Origin of the sequence: Saccharopolyspora aridisoli, from assembly GCF_004348445.1 — a bacterium.
Lineage (GTDB): Bacteria > Actinomycetota > Actinomycetes > Mycobacteriales > Pseudonocardiaceae > Saccharopolyspora > Saccharopolyspora aridisoli.
Map to the genome: position 1 here is coordinate 15,515 of NZ_SMKV01000041.1, position 13,989 is coordinate 29,503.

At 70.0% G+C, this 13,989-nt stretch carries 14 protein-coding genes and 1 pseudogene; 4 read left to right on the forward strand and 11 right to left on the reverse strand.

Annotation, left to right across the window (positions count from 1 at the left end; all coding sequences use genetic code 11):
* Positions 1-50: 50 nt before the first annotated feature.
* Positions 51-380, reverse strand: a complete 330-nt coding sequence (locus tag E1161_RS23400) for a hypothetical protein (protein ID WP_235875255.1) — start codon at positions 378-380, stop codon at positions 51-53.
* Between E1161_RS23400 and E1161_RS28215 the strand changes: the two are divergent.
* Positions 358-607, forward strand: a pseudogene (locus E1161_RS28215) (hypothetical protein); the annotation flags it as partial. The gene E1161_RS23400 and the pseudogene E1161_RS28215 overlap by 23 nt on opposite strands.
* A gap of 73 nt (positions 608-680) precedes the next feature.
* Here the strand turns inward: E1161_RS28215 and E1161_RS23405 are convergent.
* The 9 genes from E1161_RS23405 to E1161_RS23445 form a co-directional block, all read right to left on the reverse strand.
* The gene (locus E1161_RS23405; RefSeq protein ID WP_235875253.1) at positions 681-1,670 is read right to left on the reverse strand and encodes a M14 family zinc carboxypeptidase; all 990 of its coding nucleotides are present in this window, start codon (positions 1,668-1,670) and stop codon (positions 681-683) included.
* Between the two features lie 56 nt (positions 1,671-1,726).
* Positions 1,727-2,290: a GNAT family N-acetyltransferase gene (locus E1161_RS23410; protein WP_408012030.1), complete on the reverse strand. Its 564-nt coding sequence runs from the start codon at positions 2,288-2,290 to the stop codon at positions 1,727-1,729.
* Between the two features lie 163 nt (positions 2,291-2,453).
* On the reverse strand, positions 2,454-3,374 hold the full coding sequence (locus E1161_RS23415) for a PfkB family carbohydrate kinase (RefSeq protein ID WP_132626828.1): 921 nt from the start codon (positions 3,372-3,374) through the stop codon (positions 2,454-2,456).
* A complete protein-coding gene (locus E1161_RS23420; protein WP_132626830.1) occupies positions 3,371-4,795 on the reverse strand; it encodes a purine-cytosine permease family protein in 1,425 nt (474 codons plus the stop codon). The genes E1161_RS23415 and E1161_RS23420 overlap by 4 nt, the downstream gene beginning before the upstream one ends.
* Before the next feature lie 100 nt (positions 4,796-4,895).
* Positions 4,896-5,903: an ADP-ribosylglycohydrolase family protein gene (locus E1161_RS23425; protein ID WP_132626832.1), complete on the reverse strand. Its 1,008-nt coding sequence runs from the start codon at positions 5,901-5,903 to the stop codon at positions 4,896-4,898.
* A complete protein-coding gene (locus E1161_RS23430) occupies positions 5,900-6,616 on the reverse strand; it encodes a GntR family transcriptional regulator (RefSeq protein ID WP_132626834.1) in 717 nt (238 codons plus the stop codon). Before E1161_RS23430 ends, E1161_RS23425 begins: the two co-directional genes overlap by 4 nt.
* Positions 6,617-6,711: 95 nt before the next feature.
* Positions 6,712-6,936, reverse strand: a complete 225-nt coding sequence (locus tag E1161_RS23435; protein ID WP_132626836.1) for a hypothetical protein — start codon at positions 6,934-6,936, stop codon at positions 6,712-6,714.
* Positions 6,937-7,023: 87 nt separating this feature from the next.
* Entirely contained in the window at positions 7,024-8,847 is a 1,824-nt protein-coding gene (locus E1161_RS23440; protein ID WP_132626838.1) for an AMP-dependent synthetase/ligase, read from the reverse strand.
* A gap of 179 nt (positions 8,848-9,026) precedes the next feature.
* On the reverse strand, positions 9,027-9,284 hold the full coding sequence (locus E1161_RS23445; protein WP_132626840.1) for a hypothetical protein: 258 nt from the start codon (positions 9,282-9,284) through the stop codon (positions 9,027-9,029).
* Between the two features lie 361 nt (positions 9,285-9,645).
* Between E1161_RS23445 and E1161_RS23450 the strand changes: the two genes are divergently transcribed.
* From E1161_RS23450 to E1161_RS23460, 3 genes are all read left to right on the forward strand, one after another.
* Positions 9,646-10,659, forward strand: coding sequence for a helix-turn-helix domain-containing protein (locus E1161_RS23450; RefSeq protein ID WP_132626842.1), 1,014 nt, complete (start codon positions 9,646-9,648; stop codon positions 10,657-10,659).
* A gap of 19 nt (positions 10,660-10,678) precedes the next feature.
* Positions 10,679-11,710 carry a helix-turn-helix domain-containing protein gene (locus E1161_RS23455; RefSeq protein WP_165939918.1) on the forward strand — a complete coding sequence of 344 codons (1,032 nt, stop codon included), beginning with the start codon at positions 10,679-10,681 and terminating at the stop codon, positions 11,708-11,710.
* Between the two features lie 78 nt (positions 11,711-11,788).
* Positions 11,789-12,559, forward strand: coding sequence for a VOC family protein (locus E1161_RS23460; RefSeq protein WP_132626846.1), 771 nt, complete (start codon positions 11,789-11,791; stop codon positions 12,557-12,559).
* 12 nt (positions 12,560-12,571) lie between these two features.
* Here E1161_RS23460 and E1161_RS23465 read toward each other — a convergent pair whose 3' ends face one another.
* Positions 12,572-13,981, reverse strand: coding sequence for a DUF6519 domain-containing protein (locus E1161_RS23465; RefSeq protein WP_207920368.1), 1,410 nt, complete (start codon positions 13,979-13,981; stop codon positions 12,572-12,574).
* Between the last annotated feature and the right edge of the window lie 8 nt (positions 13,982-13,989).

Genomic DNA, 13,989 nt, shown 5'->3' on the forward strand with positions numbered 1-13,989 from the left:
CCACACGCGGTCGGTCCTGGGCCGAACCGACCGGACACATCGGGTATCGATCACGGGCCAGAACTGCCCACGGGCTCGCACCGCAGCCGACCGCCAGCCCGGGTGGTAGCTCTCCGGACGACCTTCGAGTAGGGCGTCGGGCTGACGACGGCGCGGACCGAGAACTGCTCGTGGGGCTGAACGGTGGCCTTGCGGGTGCCACCGTCCGGCTCGCCCCACACCACCCGGACCTCCGCGCCCAGCGGAACGGCGGGTGCGACCGTGAACAGCGACAGCCCGGTGCGTTCGTCGGCGCTGAGGCCGGTGAACAGCGACAGGCCCACCGCGTTGCCGTCGGCGTCCAGGTGCTGTGCCTGCGGCGCAACCGCCCACCACGTCACCGAGCAGCTCGATCAAGGACCCATCATCGAGCAGGACGTCATCAGGGTCTTCAATGGAAGTCAGAACCCCGATTTCCGTTGGTACCGGGAACCGGACTTCAATGGACCCACCGCGACTCGGCCCGACCTCGGACGCAGGTACCGACGTCGAACGCCAAGTGCTCTCCCGCGCGGTCACCTGGCGCTGCGACGACCGAGTGCTCCAAGACGGCACCACAACGGTCGTCTCCCTCGCCGGGCGAGTGGATCCGAATCTGGCGAGAGTTCCCCGATTTCCCGCGAAGTCCGAACGCCCTCCGCTCAATCGCCGGCTCGGGCGGTGGCTCCCGGGATGGGCTCGCCGCGGGGCGGGATGGCGTCGGCCTCGGCAGGGTCGACCGCGGTGACCGAGCCGTCGGCCGTGGCCTCGGCGATGGCGTGCATGGAGGCCAGCGCCGAGCTGATCTGGAACTGCTCGTGCTCCGGACCCATGTCGCTGAGCTCGATGAGCACGCTGCCGCTGCCCAGCAGGCCGTAGGCGTTGCGGGCGATTCCCTGGTAGTCGCCGCCCGGGTACTGGGAGACGTTGGCGCCACCGGCCTCCATCGCCGACCGCGCGACCACCGAGACCTGCTTGGCCAGGTTCAGCGGTTCTTCGGCGACTCCCGGGGCTGTCGGCCACATCAGCGATCCGGTGATCTCACGTCCGTCGCCGCCGACGTAGCGGCCCTGCATGTGGTAGTCGACCGAGATGTGCGGCTCGAATTCGGCGTGGTGCCGCCGGATCAGACCGGCCTCGGTCGCCGGGTTGTCCTCCGGTGCCACCGCGGGGTCGTGGTAGCAGTTGATGTCGTAGCCCTTGCCCGCTTCGCCGAACTCCGGATCGGCGTCCGGGTCGTAGTTGTAGCGCCAGTTGTGCTCGTGGCCGTCGGGGTTGGCCCGCACCACCACGTCGACGGTCACCTGCTCGCGCAGCCAGCGCTGGTGCTGGTCGTTCCCGACGCCGACCTCGCGCAGGAATTCAAGGGCCGCAGGCGTTCCCAGCGGTTCGTCGCCGTGCTGCTGGGTGACGTAGAGGATGCGCTGCGGACCGTGCCCGACCCGCGCGCTCCACACCGGCCGCTGCTGGTTGCTGGCGCCGATCGGCGTCACCCGGACCTCACCGCGGCTGCGGACCTGCAGGTCGAGCAGCTGCCGGGCCAGTTCCTCGGTGCTCGGCCGCGGGTCGATCTCGCGCGCCGCGCCCGCCGGAGCGACGAGCCCGAGCGCTGTCACCACGGTGATCAACGCCGACACGAGGGCAAAACGCATGGGATTCGACATGAGGACGAAGTCTGCAATCCCGGACCGGCACCCGCAAGGTCCGCCTACAGTTCGCGTCGCATGCAGGCCCTCGGCCACGCGTCCAGCCCGGCGACCGCCTCGGCCGCCCGGATATCCCGCAGTCCTGGAGTGAGCTCGTCGTCGGTCAGGTACCGGAACCCGCAGCGCAGGTAGTAGGGCCCGTTCCAGGCGACCTCGGTGAAGGTGGTCAGCGTCAGCGCCGGCAGGCCTCGATCCCGCGCCCACGCGGCGAGGGTTTCGATGAGCCTGAACCCGATTCGCCGACCGGCGTGGTCCGGGTGCACGGAGACCTGCTCGACGTGCGCGCACCCGTCGACGGCCGCGGCGATCAGGTACGCCACCGGCACGTCCTCGACGACCGCGACCCACGCCCGCCCGGCCTCCTGGAACTCCCGCAGCACAGCCAGCGGCGGAGGTCCGTCGGAGGCCACCAAGTCCATCCCGACGTCGGCGAACTGCCTGCCCGCGTCCCGCTCCACCTCCCGCAGCAGCGGAAGGTCGTCCTCCCTGGCCAAGCGGATCATCACAACACCTCCCGCACCAAGCTTCGCAGTTCCCGAACCGGAGCGCCGGGTTTCCGCGGGAATCCGGGGTGACGTGGTGCGTCGGGCCGGGGAAGTGTTGGGCTTCGGGGAGTTGGTCGCGCAGGAGCGTTCTGGGGCGTGGGCGGTTTCGGTGCTGTGCTCACCGAATCCGGCTCGCTGGTCGGTGTCGGCGCCGGGTGCATCGTGGCAGCGGTCCTGCTCGCGATCAGGCGCGGCCGGTGAGGAACTCGTCCAGCTCTCCCCGCTGCGGTGAGGTGGCCGGGCCTCGGTGCTGGACCGACAGCGCCGCGGCCGCGTTGGCGCGCAGCGCGGCGGTCGGCAGGTCCGCGCCTTCCAGGAGCATCGCGGCGAGGACACCGCAGTGGGTGTCGCCGGCCCCGTTGGTGTCCACCGGGGTGACCGGGAAGCCTGGGATGCGTTGCGTCGCACCGCCGACGGTGAGCAGGCAGCCCGACGGGCCGTCGCGCAGGACGACCGCGGCCGAACCGCCCAGCCGACCGGCCAACTTCCCGGCCGCGCCCTCGGAGTCGGGCCCGCCCGCGAGGACGCGGGCCTCCTCGGCGTTGCAGCTGAGCACGTCCACCCTCGGCAGGACCGCGTCGAGCACGTCGGCGGGGATGTCGGCGACCAGCGGGCACGGATCGAGCAGCACCCGCGAACGAACCCCCGGCAGCCAGGCCAGCAGCGCTTCGCGGTTGGAGGGGTGCAGCAGGCTGTAGCCGCTGAGGTAGACGATGTCGGCCGCTTCGGTGCGCACCTGCGCCAGCTGCTCCGGCAGCAGCCGGCCCTCCGCGCCGACGCCGGTGACGAACGTGCGCTCACCACCGAGCTCCACCAGGGCCACGCAGATCCCGTTGTCCGAGTCGGGCTGCTGCGGCTGCGCGGCCTCGATCCCCTCGGCGCGCAGCGCTTCTCGCGCCTGATCGGCGAAGCGCCCGGTGCCGTGCGCGCCCGCGTAGACAACCTCCGCGCCCGATCGCGCGGCGGCGGCCATCACGTTGAACCCGCCGCCCGGCAGCAGTTCGGTGCTCTCGGCGAGCACGTCACCGCCCGTCGGCGGCAGCGACGGCACCCGCATCACCAAGTCCAGCACGACCTGGCCGGTGTGCACCAGGCGGCCGGTCATGTCGCGACCTTGCGGCTGCCGCCCAGCAGCGCGTAGACGCCGGCGGAGATCATGAAGGTGATCACCCAGCCCAGCCCGTTCTCACCCAGCCAGGTCTCGGCGAGCAGACCGGTGAAGAAGTCGTTGCTGCTGAACAGGTATCCGACCACGATGGCCAGCGCCCACGCGAAGAGCGCGCGCGGCTCGACCCCGCCCCGGTACCAGTAGGAGCTGGTGCTGCGCATGTCCATCAACCCGGCCGGGTCGTAGGTCTTGCGGTGCAGCATGTCGGTCAGGAACACGCCCAGCCACGCGGTGATCGGGATGGCCAGCAGGCTGATGAAGGTGACGAACGGGTCGTAGAAGCTGTCGGCCACGAGCATGAAGTAGATCGAGCCGAGGAACGTCACGACCACGTCCACGGCGACCGCGTAGACCCGCTTGATGTTGATGCCCATGGTTAGCGTCGACAGCCCCGCCGAGTACACCGACAGGTGGTTGGACAGGAGCAGTCCGCCGACCGCGGCGATCAGGTAGGGAACGGCCATCCAAGCGGGCAGCATCGCGCGGATCGCCGCCACCGGGTCGCCGGCCTCGGCCAGCGCCGGATCACCCGCGGAGAGCAGAGAACCCAGCGAGATCAGCAGGATCAGCGGGATGCCCGCGCCCACGGCGGCCGAGGCGACCAGCGAACCGGCCTTGACGGCGGGCGACTGGTACCGCGACATGTCCGCCGAGGCGTTCGCCCAGCCGATGCCGGTACCGGCGGCGATCGTGCCGATGCCCGCGATCACCACGCCGATCGGGGCTGGGGAGGCCGCGCCGACCGCGTGCCAGTCGATGGTGGCGACCAGGCTGATCGCGACCACGATGTTCAGCGCGCCGAAAACCCAGGTGGCCCAGCGCTGCACGGCCACCAGGACCTTGTGGCCGAGGCCGGAGACCACCATGGTCAGCAGCTCGAAAACCGCGATGCAGACGATGGTCAGCACCGGTGTCGCCTTGGCGTCACCTGCGGTGCCGAACAGGATCGCGCACAGCGACAGCAGCGCGAACGCGGCCGTGGTGGTGTTGACGGTTTCCCAGCCCAGGCGGGAGATCAGTGACACCACGGTCGGTCCGGCGTTGCCGTGCACGCCGAAGACCGCGCGGGAGAGCGTCAAACCCGGTGCGCCGCCGCGGCGTCCGGCGATCGAGACCACGCCGACGATCGCGAACGACCCGACCGAACCGATGACCGCGACGATCGCCGCCTGCCAGAATGCCAGCCCCTCGGCGACGAGGGTCGCGCCCAGGGGTAAGCCCAGGATCGAGATGTTGGCGGCGAACCAGACCCAGAACAGCTGCATCGGATGGCCGGTGCGCTCCTCCTCCGGGACCGGCTCGATCCCGCGCGTCTCCAGGGCGCTTCCCGCGTTCTCGGTCGTGGCCTCGCGGACCATGCGATCTCCTCCAGCTGCCGAATTCCTTGTAACGTCCTCACCACAGAACCGCTGAGAACACGCGTCGGTGCGAGCTGAGTCCCACACCTCAGGGCAGGGGCTACGCCCGCACGCTGAACTGACTCCTCAGTTCGAGCAGACCGTCCACGACCGGTTCCAGGTCGAGCGCGTTGACCTCGCGCACCTTGGTGAGCAGGTCCACGGGGAAACCGGAAAGCCCGTGCTGCGCACCGAGCATCGCCCCGAGCACGGCGGCGATGGTGTCGGTGTCACCGCCGAGACCCGCGGCCGTGGTCAGTGCTTCGACCGGTGTGTCACCCAGCGCCTCGGCGATGGCGAAGGCGGCGACCACGGATTCCTGGACGGCGACGGACGTTCCGATGACCTTGGAAACAGCGTAGGACAGGGTGGTTCGGTCCATGCCCCGAACCCAGCGACGGGCCCACCGGATTCGGCAGGCGATGTCGCCGCCCGCGCACCACCAGCCCTTGCGGGCGCCGAGCGCGGCGGCGTGTTCGCCCTGATCGAGCGCGGTGGACAGGTCGGCGCCGTCGATGCCCGCCGACACGGCGGCGGCCACGGCGGAAGCACCCGCGATGCCGACGTTGGTGTTGTGCGTGAGCTTGCTCGCCGCCGCGACCGCCTCCACCAGCCCGTCGAGCTCGGGGTGAGTGGCGATGGCGACCGGGGTGATGCGCATGGCCGCGCCGTTGGTGGTGCCGCCGCGACCGGCCTCCTCCGGATCGGTCCCGGATTCGAGCAGCTTCAGCGCGCGCTTGGTGGACGGCCCGAGCAGGTCCGCCAGTCCCCGCGCGACCATCCCGGCTTCCCAGTCCAGCAGCGCCTTTCCGAAGACCATCGGGTCGATCGTGCCGGAGCCGCCGATGAGCAGGTCGGCGACCAGCACCGCCTGCTCGGTGTCGTCGGTGATGGTGCCCGCGGGCAGGTTCGGCGAGATCGGCTGCTCGGCGACGGCGTCGCGCAGCGATCGGATGAAGCCGTAGTGGGTGACGATGTCCTCGCGGGACATCGATTGCGTCGGCATGCCCAGGGCATCGCCGATCGCCAGTCCGTAGAAAGCGCCGAGCGCGCGGTCGCGTGTGCTCATGGGCGGCCAAACGTCAGGTGGAACTGGAACCGGTTCGGGTCGAGCAGGCTGGTGACCTGCTCGACGAGCTGACCGTCGGCGGTGACGCTGGTGCGCACCGCCTGCAGGAACAGCTCGCCTTCGGGGCGTTCGAGCAGCGCGGCCATCCGGGCGGACAGGGCGCGGGTGCCGATGCGCTGGTCGCCGGCGCCGGCGACCAGCCCGGCCGAGAGCAGGGTGGCCGTTATGGAGCCTTCGAGCAGCCCCTTCTCGGGCAGCTCGCGCAGTTCGCCGATCGCCGGGATCACAGAGGTCTCCACCGACACCGGCCCGACGGCCGGGTCCCGGCGCAAGCGGCGTATGGCGATGAACTCGTCGAGTTCGAAGCGCTCGGTGAGCTCGGCATCGGTGGTGAGTTCGAGGCCCAGCAGTTCGGTGCTGATGTCGAACCCGGAGTCGGCGAACGCGGTGGCCCAGCCGACCGTCTGGTCGAGGGTGATGCCGTCGAAGGTGACGAAGGAGCCGACGCCGCTGCGGGTGGCGATGAGCTCCTGGCGCTGCAACTCCGACAGGGCGCTGCGCACGGTGCCGCGACTGACCTGGTACTTCTCCGCGATCTGGTTCTCGCCCGGCAACTGCTCGCCGCGCGCGAGGCGCCCCGAGCGGATCTGCTCGGTGAGCTCGGCGATCAACCGGTCACGTTTCCCGAAGGGAACCTGTCCAGTCCTGTTCATTCCTGTACAGTAAGGCTGTCGCGTGGTAGGCACAACACATGACACGCTGACGGAGTAGTGGTCCCCTTTCGCGAATCCCGTTCCGCGAGTGCGGATCAGCCGTCGGCTCGGGGGCACCAGCCCCACTTGGTGGAGCCGTAGCGCCGCCGCGTGTCCGGCGGCAGGTACTCGCCGTGCAGCGCCCAGCCGTCCTCCTGCCGTGACCAGTGCAGGATCGTCTCCTCCCACGGTCGGCACATCAACTGCCTGCGCTCCTCGGCTTCGCGGCACACATCCCAGGTGCGCACCACGCCCTTCCACAGGCTGCCAAGCTTCGACACCTCTGCATGGTGCGCCCGCCCACCGACATGCGAAAGGGCCACGCCGGAGGAACTGGCCTCATCGGCGTGGCCCGTTCGAGCGATTCTCTACAGCGTCTCGACCGTGTTCGGGTACAGCTGCTCGATGGCCTCGACGTGGTTGTCGGCCACCGCCTTCCGCTTGATCTTCAGGCTCGGCGTGACCTCGTTGTGCTCGATGGTCAGCTCGCGCGGCAGGATCGCGAACTTCTTGATCGTCTCGTGCCGGTTCAGCGTCGCGTTGAGGTCCTCGACCGCGGCGGCCACCATCTCGTGCGCCTTGGGATGCGCGGCCAGCTCCTCGTAGGACAGCCCGCCGAGGTCGTTGGCCTGCGCCCACTCGACGATCGATTCCTCGTCGAGGGTGACCAGCGCGGCGCAGTAGGGCCGCTTGTCGCCGAAGACCACCACGTTGCTCACGTACGGGCACAGCGCCTTGAACTTGCCTTCCACCGACTGCGGAGCCACGTACTTGCCGCCGGAGGTCTTGATCAGGTCCTTCTTGCGGTCGGTGATGCGCAGCCGGCCCTGCTCGTCGAGCTCGCCGATGTCGCCGGTGTGGAACCAGCCCTCGGCCGTGAGCACCTCGGCGGTCGCCTCCGGCATGTTGTGGTAACCGCGCATCACACCGCCACCGCGCAGCAGCACCTCGCCGTCCTCGGCGATGCGGACCTCGGTGCCGGGCAGCGGCTGGCCCACCGTGCCGATGCGGAAGTCGTTGGTGCGGTTGACGAAGCTCGCCGCGGTGGTTTCGGTCAGCCCGTAGCCCTCGGCGATCAGCACGCCCGCGGCGTGGAAGAAGCGCGCGATGTCCGGTGCCAGCGCGGCGCTGCCGGAGATGAAGAAGCGCAGCCTGCCGCCGAACTTCTCGCGCAGCTTGGAGAACACGAGCTTGTCGGCGATGGCGTACTGCACCTTCAGCCCCAGACCCGGCTGCTGCCCGCTCTGCTGGAGTCGGGAGATCTCCAGACCCACGGCGCAGGCCCAGCGGAAGATCTTGTACTTGAGCTCGCCGCCCTCCTTGGCCTGCACGACGACCTTGTTGTAGATCTTCTCGAAGATCCGCGGCGCGCCGGCCACGAACGTCGGCCGCACCTCGCCGAGGTTGTCCACGATCTTGTCGATCCGGCCGTCCACAGCGGTGAGGTAGCCGGTGCGGATCTGACCGACCTGCAGGACCTTGCCGAACACGTGCGACAGCGGCAGCCACAGGTACTGCACGTCCTCGGCGGTCATCTCGCCGGTGGCGTGCATCGCCTCGGCCACGTAGACCCAGTTCGACTGGGCGAGCCGCACGCCCTTGGGGTTGCCGGTGGTGCCGGAGGTGTAGATGAGCGTCGCCAGGTCGTCGATGCCGACCGCCTCGACCAGCTGGTCGAACAGCTCCGGCTCGGCCTCGTGCTTGGCGCGGCCCTGGGCCTCCAAGTCGGCCAGGCTCAGCACCCAGTCGCCGTCGGCGGTGCCGTCGAAGGTGATGACGCGGGTCAGCTCGGGCAGGTCTTCCCGCTGTTCGCGCAGCTTGGCGATCTGCTCGTCGTCCTCGGCGAAGACGATCGTCGAACCGGAGTCGGAGATGATGTAGGCGCAGCCCTCGGCCGTGGTGGTGGGGTAGATCGTCGTGGTGGCGCCACCGGCGCACATGATGCCCATGTCGGCGAGGATCCAGTCGATCCGCGTGCCGGCCAGGATTCCGCACCGCTGCTGCGACCCGAGGCCGATCGCGTGCAACCCCAGCGCGATCGCCCGAGCCCTTTCCCAGGTCTGCGACCAGGTCAGCGAGCGCCACTGCTCGCCTTCCGGATAGCGGAACGCCTCGTTGTCGCCCGACCGCTGGACGCGATCGCGCAGCATGTCGGGGACCGAGCGGAATTCGGAGGAGATCGCGGCAGGCATGGCCGGAACGTAATCGAGGTCACGCACCTGCGCAATGAGGTTCGGACAAATCGGGAGGGGTCGGTCCGCATCTGTTACCGACGAGTTGCCTTCCAGGGCGAACTCGCAGGTGGTGATTCGATCGCACCGGAGGCGGACCCGGGTTCGGCGGGCCCGCCAGGTGCGGATCGGGTGGTGGATCACGGAACGGCTCCCGCGTTCCCCGCCAGGAGGACGAGGGCGAGGACCGACAGCACGGTGAACACGGCGGCGGGCGGGCCGAGCACCGACCGGGCGATGGTCGCCAGCCCGGACATCGCCCGAGCCAGCACCACCGCTGCCGCGAACAACGCGACCAGGATGCCGAACAGCATTCCTTGCAGGACGGAGGAAGCGGTGTCAGGGGTGACGACCGGTGGGTCGTTTGCCGCCAGCACCTCCGGGAGTATCGTGAACATGCGAGCTCCCTTCACGGGTGTTCCCCGTTGTGAGGGTTGTCGTGAGTGCGCGCAGCGCCCCCGGTCGTGGCCAAACGATTTCCGGGGGCGTTCGCATGTCCGGCCGACGATCCGTCGACCGCGTCTCCGGTGATCCGAGACGCCCAGCGCCCTCCCGCGGTGAAATTTCACTTCTTCGTCGAAGTTCTTCTCCGCCAGGTGAAACGCGACGACGTCAGTATGCGATCACCTCAACAGGCCGTCAATGTCCCTGTGGGGCAACGACTTGCCGTCATGCGCTCCAAGTGTCAGTATTTGCTGGTCTTCAGTGGTTCGGTGAAGTTCGGTGAAATGTTCCGAACGGAGTGAAGGAGACGGCGCGATGGCCCGTCCCAGGAACCAGTGCGGAAGCGCACGGCTCGGTTCGCGACTTCGCGAGCTGCGCGAATCCCGCGGCATGACGCAACTTCGACTGGGGCGGTCCCTCGGCGTCGCGGTGTCGAGCATCTCCTCCTGGGAAAGCGGGGCGAAACTGCCGCCGTTCACCCGGTTGGCCGATTACGCGACGTTCTTCGCCGCCGACGCCACCACCGGCGGTGTCCCGCCGGAGAACCAGCTCACCGGCGAACAGCGCGAAGAACGCCTGCGGCTCAAGCGGGAGCTCGATCGCCTGCGGACGACGCTGGACGAGGCGCGCGGTCCCGTGGGAGTCGAAGCGATCCGAGACTTCTGGCACTTCCCCGACGGGGGGCCGGTTCTCATCGTCACCGGCGGGCTCAGCGAGGAGCACTGGTCGCCGCTGGGCACCCCCAGCGAGCCGAACTTCCTGTCGCTGGCCCGCTGCGCCGACCTCGACGCCGCGGTGGAGCTCTTCGGGACGGTGCGAGCCGCCAACCCTCGTTCGGAGGTGGAGATCCGGCTCGAGAACCTCGGCGACGACGACCTGCGCGCCCACCTGGTGTTCCTGGGCAGCGGCGCCGCCAACCCGTGGGTGGAGTGGCTGACCGCCGAGTGGCCGGTCCGGCAGGTCCCCGACGAGGACGTCCCCGACGGTTCCGTCTTCGAGATCGACGGCGAGCGCAGGCTCAAACCGGGCTTCCGCGGTGATCAGCTGGTCGAGGACGTCGGACTGCTGGCCCGCATCCCGAACCCGAACAACATCCGCCGCACGCTGACCTTCTGCAGCGGTGTGTTCACCAGAGGTGGGTTCGGCGCGGTGCGCTGCCTGACCGATCCGCAGGCCAAGGACCGCAACCTCGCCTACCTCCACGACAACGTCGAGGACCTCGACCGCTTCGGGGTGCTGATGCGGGTTCCGGTGATGCGGCACGTGACCGGCACACCCGACCTGCAGAACCCGGCGAACCGGCTCTACGAGTGGCGACCGAAGACCTGATCGCGAGGAGGCGGCGGTGGTGGGTGCACAGCGGTCCGGTCTCGGCGCACGGTTGCGGGCACTGCGCCGAGGGCACGGCCTGACCCAGGGGAAGCTCGCGCGGGTGCTCGGCGTTGCGGTTTCCAGCGTCTCGCAGTGGGAAGGCGGGGTGAAGGTGCCGCCACCGCCCCGGCTCGGCGACTACGCGACCTTCTTCGCGGCCGAGAGCCCGGCGAGGAACGGGAAGCTCCCCCCACCGGCCTCGCTCACCGAGGAGGAGCGCCGGGTCCGCGCGAAGCTCAAGGAGGAGCTGGACGCGCTGCGGTCCCACGCGGAGGAGTTCACGTCGGCTCAGGGGCTCTCGGACTTCTGGAGGTTCCCGGACGGTGGTCCGGTGCGCATCCTCACCGGGCGCGTTCCCGCGCGGAACCTCTCGCCGCTGGCCTCGCCCGAGCGGCGCAACTACATCGGGATGTCCTCCTACGCCGACGGTGACTCGTTGATCGAGCTCTACGGGCACGTACGGGCGCTGAACCCCGCGTCTGACGTGCGGTTCGACATCGCGCGCCGCATCGACCCCCACGACCTGCAGGCGCACCTGGTGCTGCTGGGGAGCCCGGCGATGAACCCGATGCGGCGCCAGGTCCGCTTCGGCCTCCCGGTGCGCCAGGTCGAGGTCGACGACCTCGGGCACGGAGAGGTCTTCGAGGTCGCTGAGGAGTCCCGGCAGTACAGGCCGAGGCTGCACGACGACCGGTTGATCGAGGACGTGGGCATGCTGGCGCGCTTCCCCAACCCCTACAACGTGCGGCGCAGCCTGACCTTGTGCAGCGGGGTGTTCACCCGCGGCGGGTTCGGCGCGGTCCGCTGCCTCACCGACCCCGAGCTGCGCGAGCGCAACCACGAGTGCCTCAGGCACCGGTTCGCCGACTCGGACAACTTCGGGGTGCTCATGCGGGTGCCCGTCGTCCGCAACGCCACCGCCACCCCGGACCTGAGCAACCCCGACACGTGGCTGCGGGCCTGGTCGCCGATCAAGAACGGAGAATTCCTCCGCGGGTACCCGGGATGACACTCCCGCGCTTCGGTGGGCGATGTGTCGGGGCTGCTGGTTACCGTCGTGGCAGAGCCCGGCACATGAGGAGAAGTCATGGCGGAAGTGGATGCGGTGCAGCCCAACGGGACGCCCGCGTGGATCGATCTGGGGATCCCGGACCTCGAACGTGCGATGGAGTTCTACGGCGCCGTTCTCGGGTGGGAGTTCGACGTGGGGCCCGAGGAGGTGGGCCGCTACACGATGTGCCTGGTCCGGGGCAGGGAAGTCGCCGCGCTCATGCCCCACCACGACCCCGGGGCGACCGAGTTCTGGTGGAACGTCTACTTCGCCACCGATGACGTCGCCGGAACCGTGTCCAAGGCGGAGGCGGCCGACGGCCGAGTGATCACCCCACCCATGGACGTGATGGACAAGGGCCGGATGGCGATCCTCGAGGACCCGGTCGGCGGGCAGTTCGGTCTCTGGCACGGCAACCGCCACATCGGGGCCCGACTCGTCAACGAGCCGAACACGTTGCTGCGCAACGATCTCGTCACCCCGAACCCGGGACCGGCCCGAGAGTTCTACACGAAGGTCTTCGGCTTCAGCCTGGACAGCGAAGGGCACCTCGGCGAAGGCGACTTCACGTTCCTGCGCCGCCCGGACGGCCACGAGATCGGCGGCGTCCTCGGCGATCCCGAAGCCACCACGTCCTCGTGGGGAACGCTGTTCATGGTCGAGGACGCCGACGCCACCGCCGCACGAGCGGCCGAAGCCGGAGGCACCGCGGCCTCTCCCTTCGACATGCCCTACGGCCGCATCGCTGAGCTCGAAGACCCCTTCGGCGCTCCCTTCTCGGTCGGAGCCCCCAAGTACGGCGGCTGATCCGGCGACCGGTCATCCGGGGCGGCGCACGTCGGGCTGGGTCATGCCGAAGGTCAGCCGCATGTCCACGACCTGACCGGGACCGGTCACCCAGGCGAGCGGGGCGTAGTGCTCGACGACGCCCAGCGGCGGCCGCAGCAGCGGGCGGCCGGCGGGGTCGGTGGGCCAGTCCACGTCGCCGGTGGCGGTGCGCGCCGGCACCAGCCAGTGGTCGCCGTGGCGGTAGCCGGGACCGGCCGGGTCGGTGGGGTCGAAGAACACCTCCACACCGTCCTCGAGGGGGATCCACCGCCCCTCCTCGACCGGCAGCGCGCCGCCGCGCATCGGCCTGGCGGGCTCCGCGAGCTCCCGCTGGTCCCACCGCCGCAGGAACGGGTGCAGCTCGGGACGGTGCCCGATGGCCGGCTCGGCCGAAAGACGCACTCGCCGCTCGGGCAGGTCCAGCTCCTCGACGCGCAGCAGCTCGGCCGGTTCGCGGCGGCAGGTGTAGGCGGTGTCGACGAACTCCACGACGTCGCCGACGTCGAGATCCAGCTTGGTGTCGCCGCCCAGCGACCCCAGGCTCACCCAGGTGCCGTCGACGTCGTCGACGGCGAACACGACCGAGCCGTTCTCCCGCGACCACTTGAACGTGGCCTCCGCGGCCGGACCTCCTTCGTGGATCTCCACCCGGTACAGCTGGTTCTCGGGTCCCCGGTAGCGCGCGTCGGGCCGCAGCACGCACGGGTCGTCGGCGTCGTCGGGCCGCTGCGCGCGGGCGGCCATCCGCGCGGCCTTGGCGGTCCTGCCGGTCGCCCACTCGTCGAAGGCGCCCTGCAGCGCCTCCATCGACGCGTCGGCGTTGCGGACCCGCAGCTCGGAGGCCGGCAGGGCCAGCACCTGCCAGACCACCTTGAGGCGTGCCGAGGTCTCGGCCGCCAGCGCCACCTCCCGCAGGTCGGGCGACTCGGCGGCGGTGACCACTCGCTCCCACACCTCCAGGTAGACCATGTACGGCGTCTCGGCGGGCAGCCGGTCGCCGGGAACCTCGGGGTCGCGGAAGGCGTCGGGCTGGTCCCAGTAGGTCCAGGTGTCCGGCTGCTCCGGTGCCGGGGGAAGCGGGGTGCCCTCGTCGGGCACGGCGACGCCGGGCTCGGGCCGGGTCGCCTCGCACAGGACGCCGGCGACGTAGTAGTGCCCGGGACCGATGGTCAGGTCATCGAGCCCGTTGCGGCCGGGCACGCGCGCGATCTTGAACCCGGCCGAGCCGTCCGGCCCGCCGTGCTGGCCGATGAGGTCGGTCAGCGCCACCCGGTGCTGGTGGAGCTGGGTGAGCATTTGCTCGTTGGCGTCGGCGTCGAGCTGGACACGGCCCTGCTGGGCGATCACCGCCGAGTAGCCGCGGTCCGGGTGGAAGGTGATGCGGGACAGGTCTGCGTGCATGGCTCGTC

What these genes read in the sequence shown, in the direction of transcription:
- E1161_RS23460 (WP_132626846.1), top strand. Translation starts at nt 11,789, where the DNA reads ATGGCGGAAGTGGATGCGGTGCAGCCCAACGGGACGCCCGCGTGGATC.
- E1161_RS23405 (WP_235875253.1), bottom strand. Translation starts at nt 1,670, where the DNA reads ATGCGTTTTGCCCTCGTGTCGGCGTTGATCACCGTGGTGACAGCGCTC.
- E1161_RS23415 (WP_132626828.1), bottom strand. Translation starts at nt 3,374, where the DNA reads ATGACCGGCCGCCTGGTGCACACCGGCCAGGTCGTGCTGGACTTGGTG.
- E1161_RS23420 (WP_132626830.1), bottom strand. Translation starts at nt 4,795, where the DNA reads ATGGTCCGCGAGGCCACGACCGAGAACGCGGGAAGCGCCCTGGAGACG.
- E1161_RS23440 (WP_132626838.1), bottom strand. Translation starts at nt 8,847, where the DNA reads ATGCCTGCCGCGATCTCCTCCGAATTCCGCTCGGTCCCCGACATGCTG.
- E1161_RS23445 (WP_132626840.1), bottom strand. Translation starts at nt 9,284, where the DNA reads ATGTTCACGATACTCCCGGAGGTGCTGGCGGCAAACGACCCACCGGTC.
- E1161_RS23465 (WP_207920368.1), bottom strand. Translation starts at nt 13,981, where the DNA reads ATGCACGCAGACCTGTCCCGCATCACCTTCCACCCGGACCGCGGCTAC.
- E1161_RS23430 (WP_132626834.1), bottom strand. Translation starts at nt 6,616, where the DNA reads ATGAACAGGACTGGACAGGTTCCCTTCGGGAAACGTGACCGGTTGATC.
- E1161_RS23425 (WP_132626832.1), bottom strand. Translation starts at nt 5,903, where the DNA reads ATGAGCACACGCGACCGCGCGCTCGGCGCTTTCTACGGACTGGCGATC.
- E1161_RS23450 (WP_132626842.1), top strand. Translation starts at nt 9,646, where the DNA reads ATGGCCCGTCCCAGGAACCAGTGCGGAAGCGCACGGCTCGGTTCGCGA.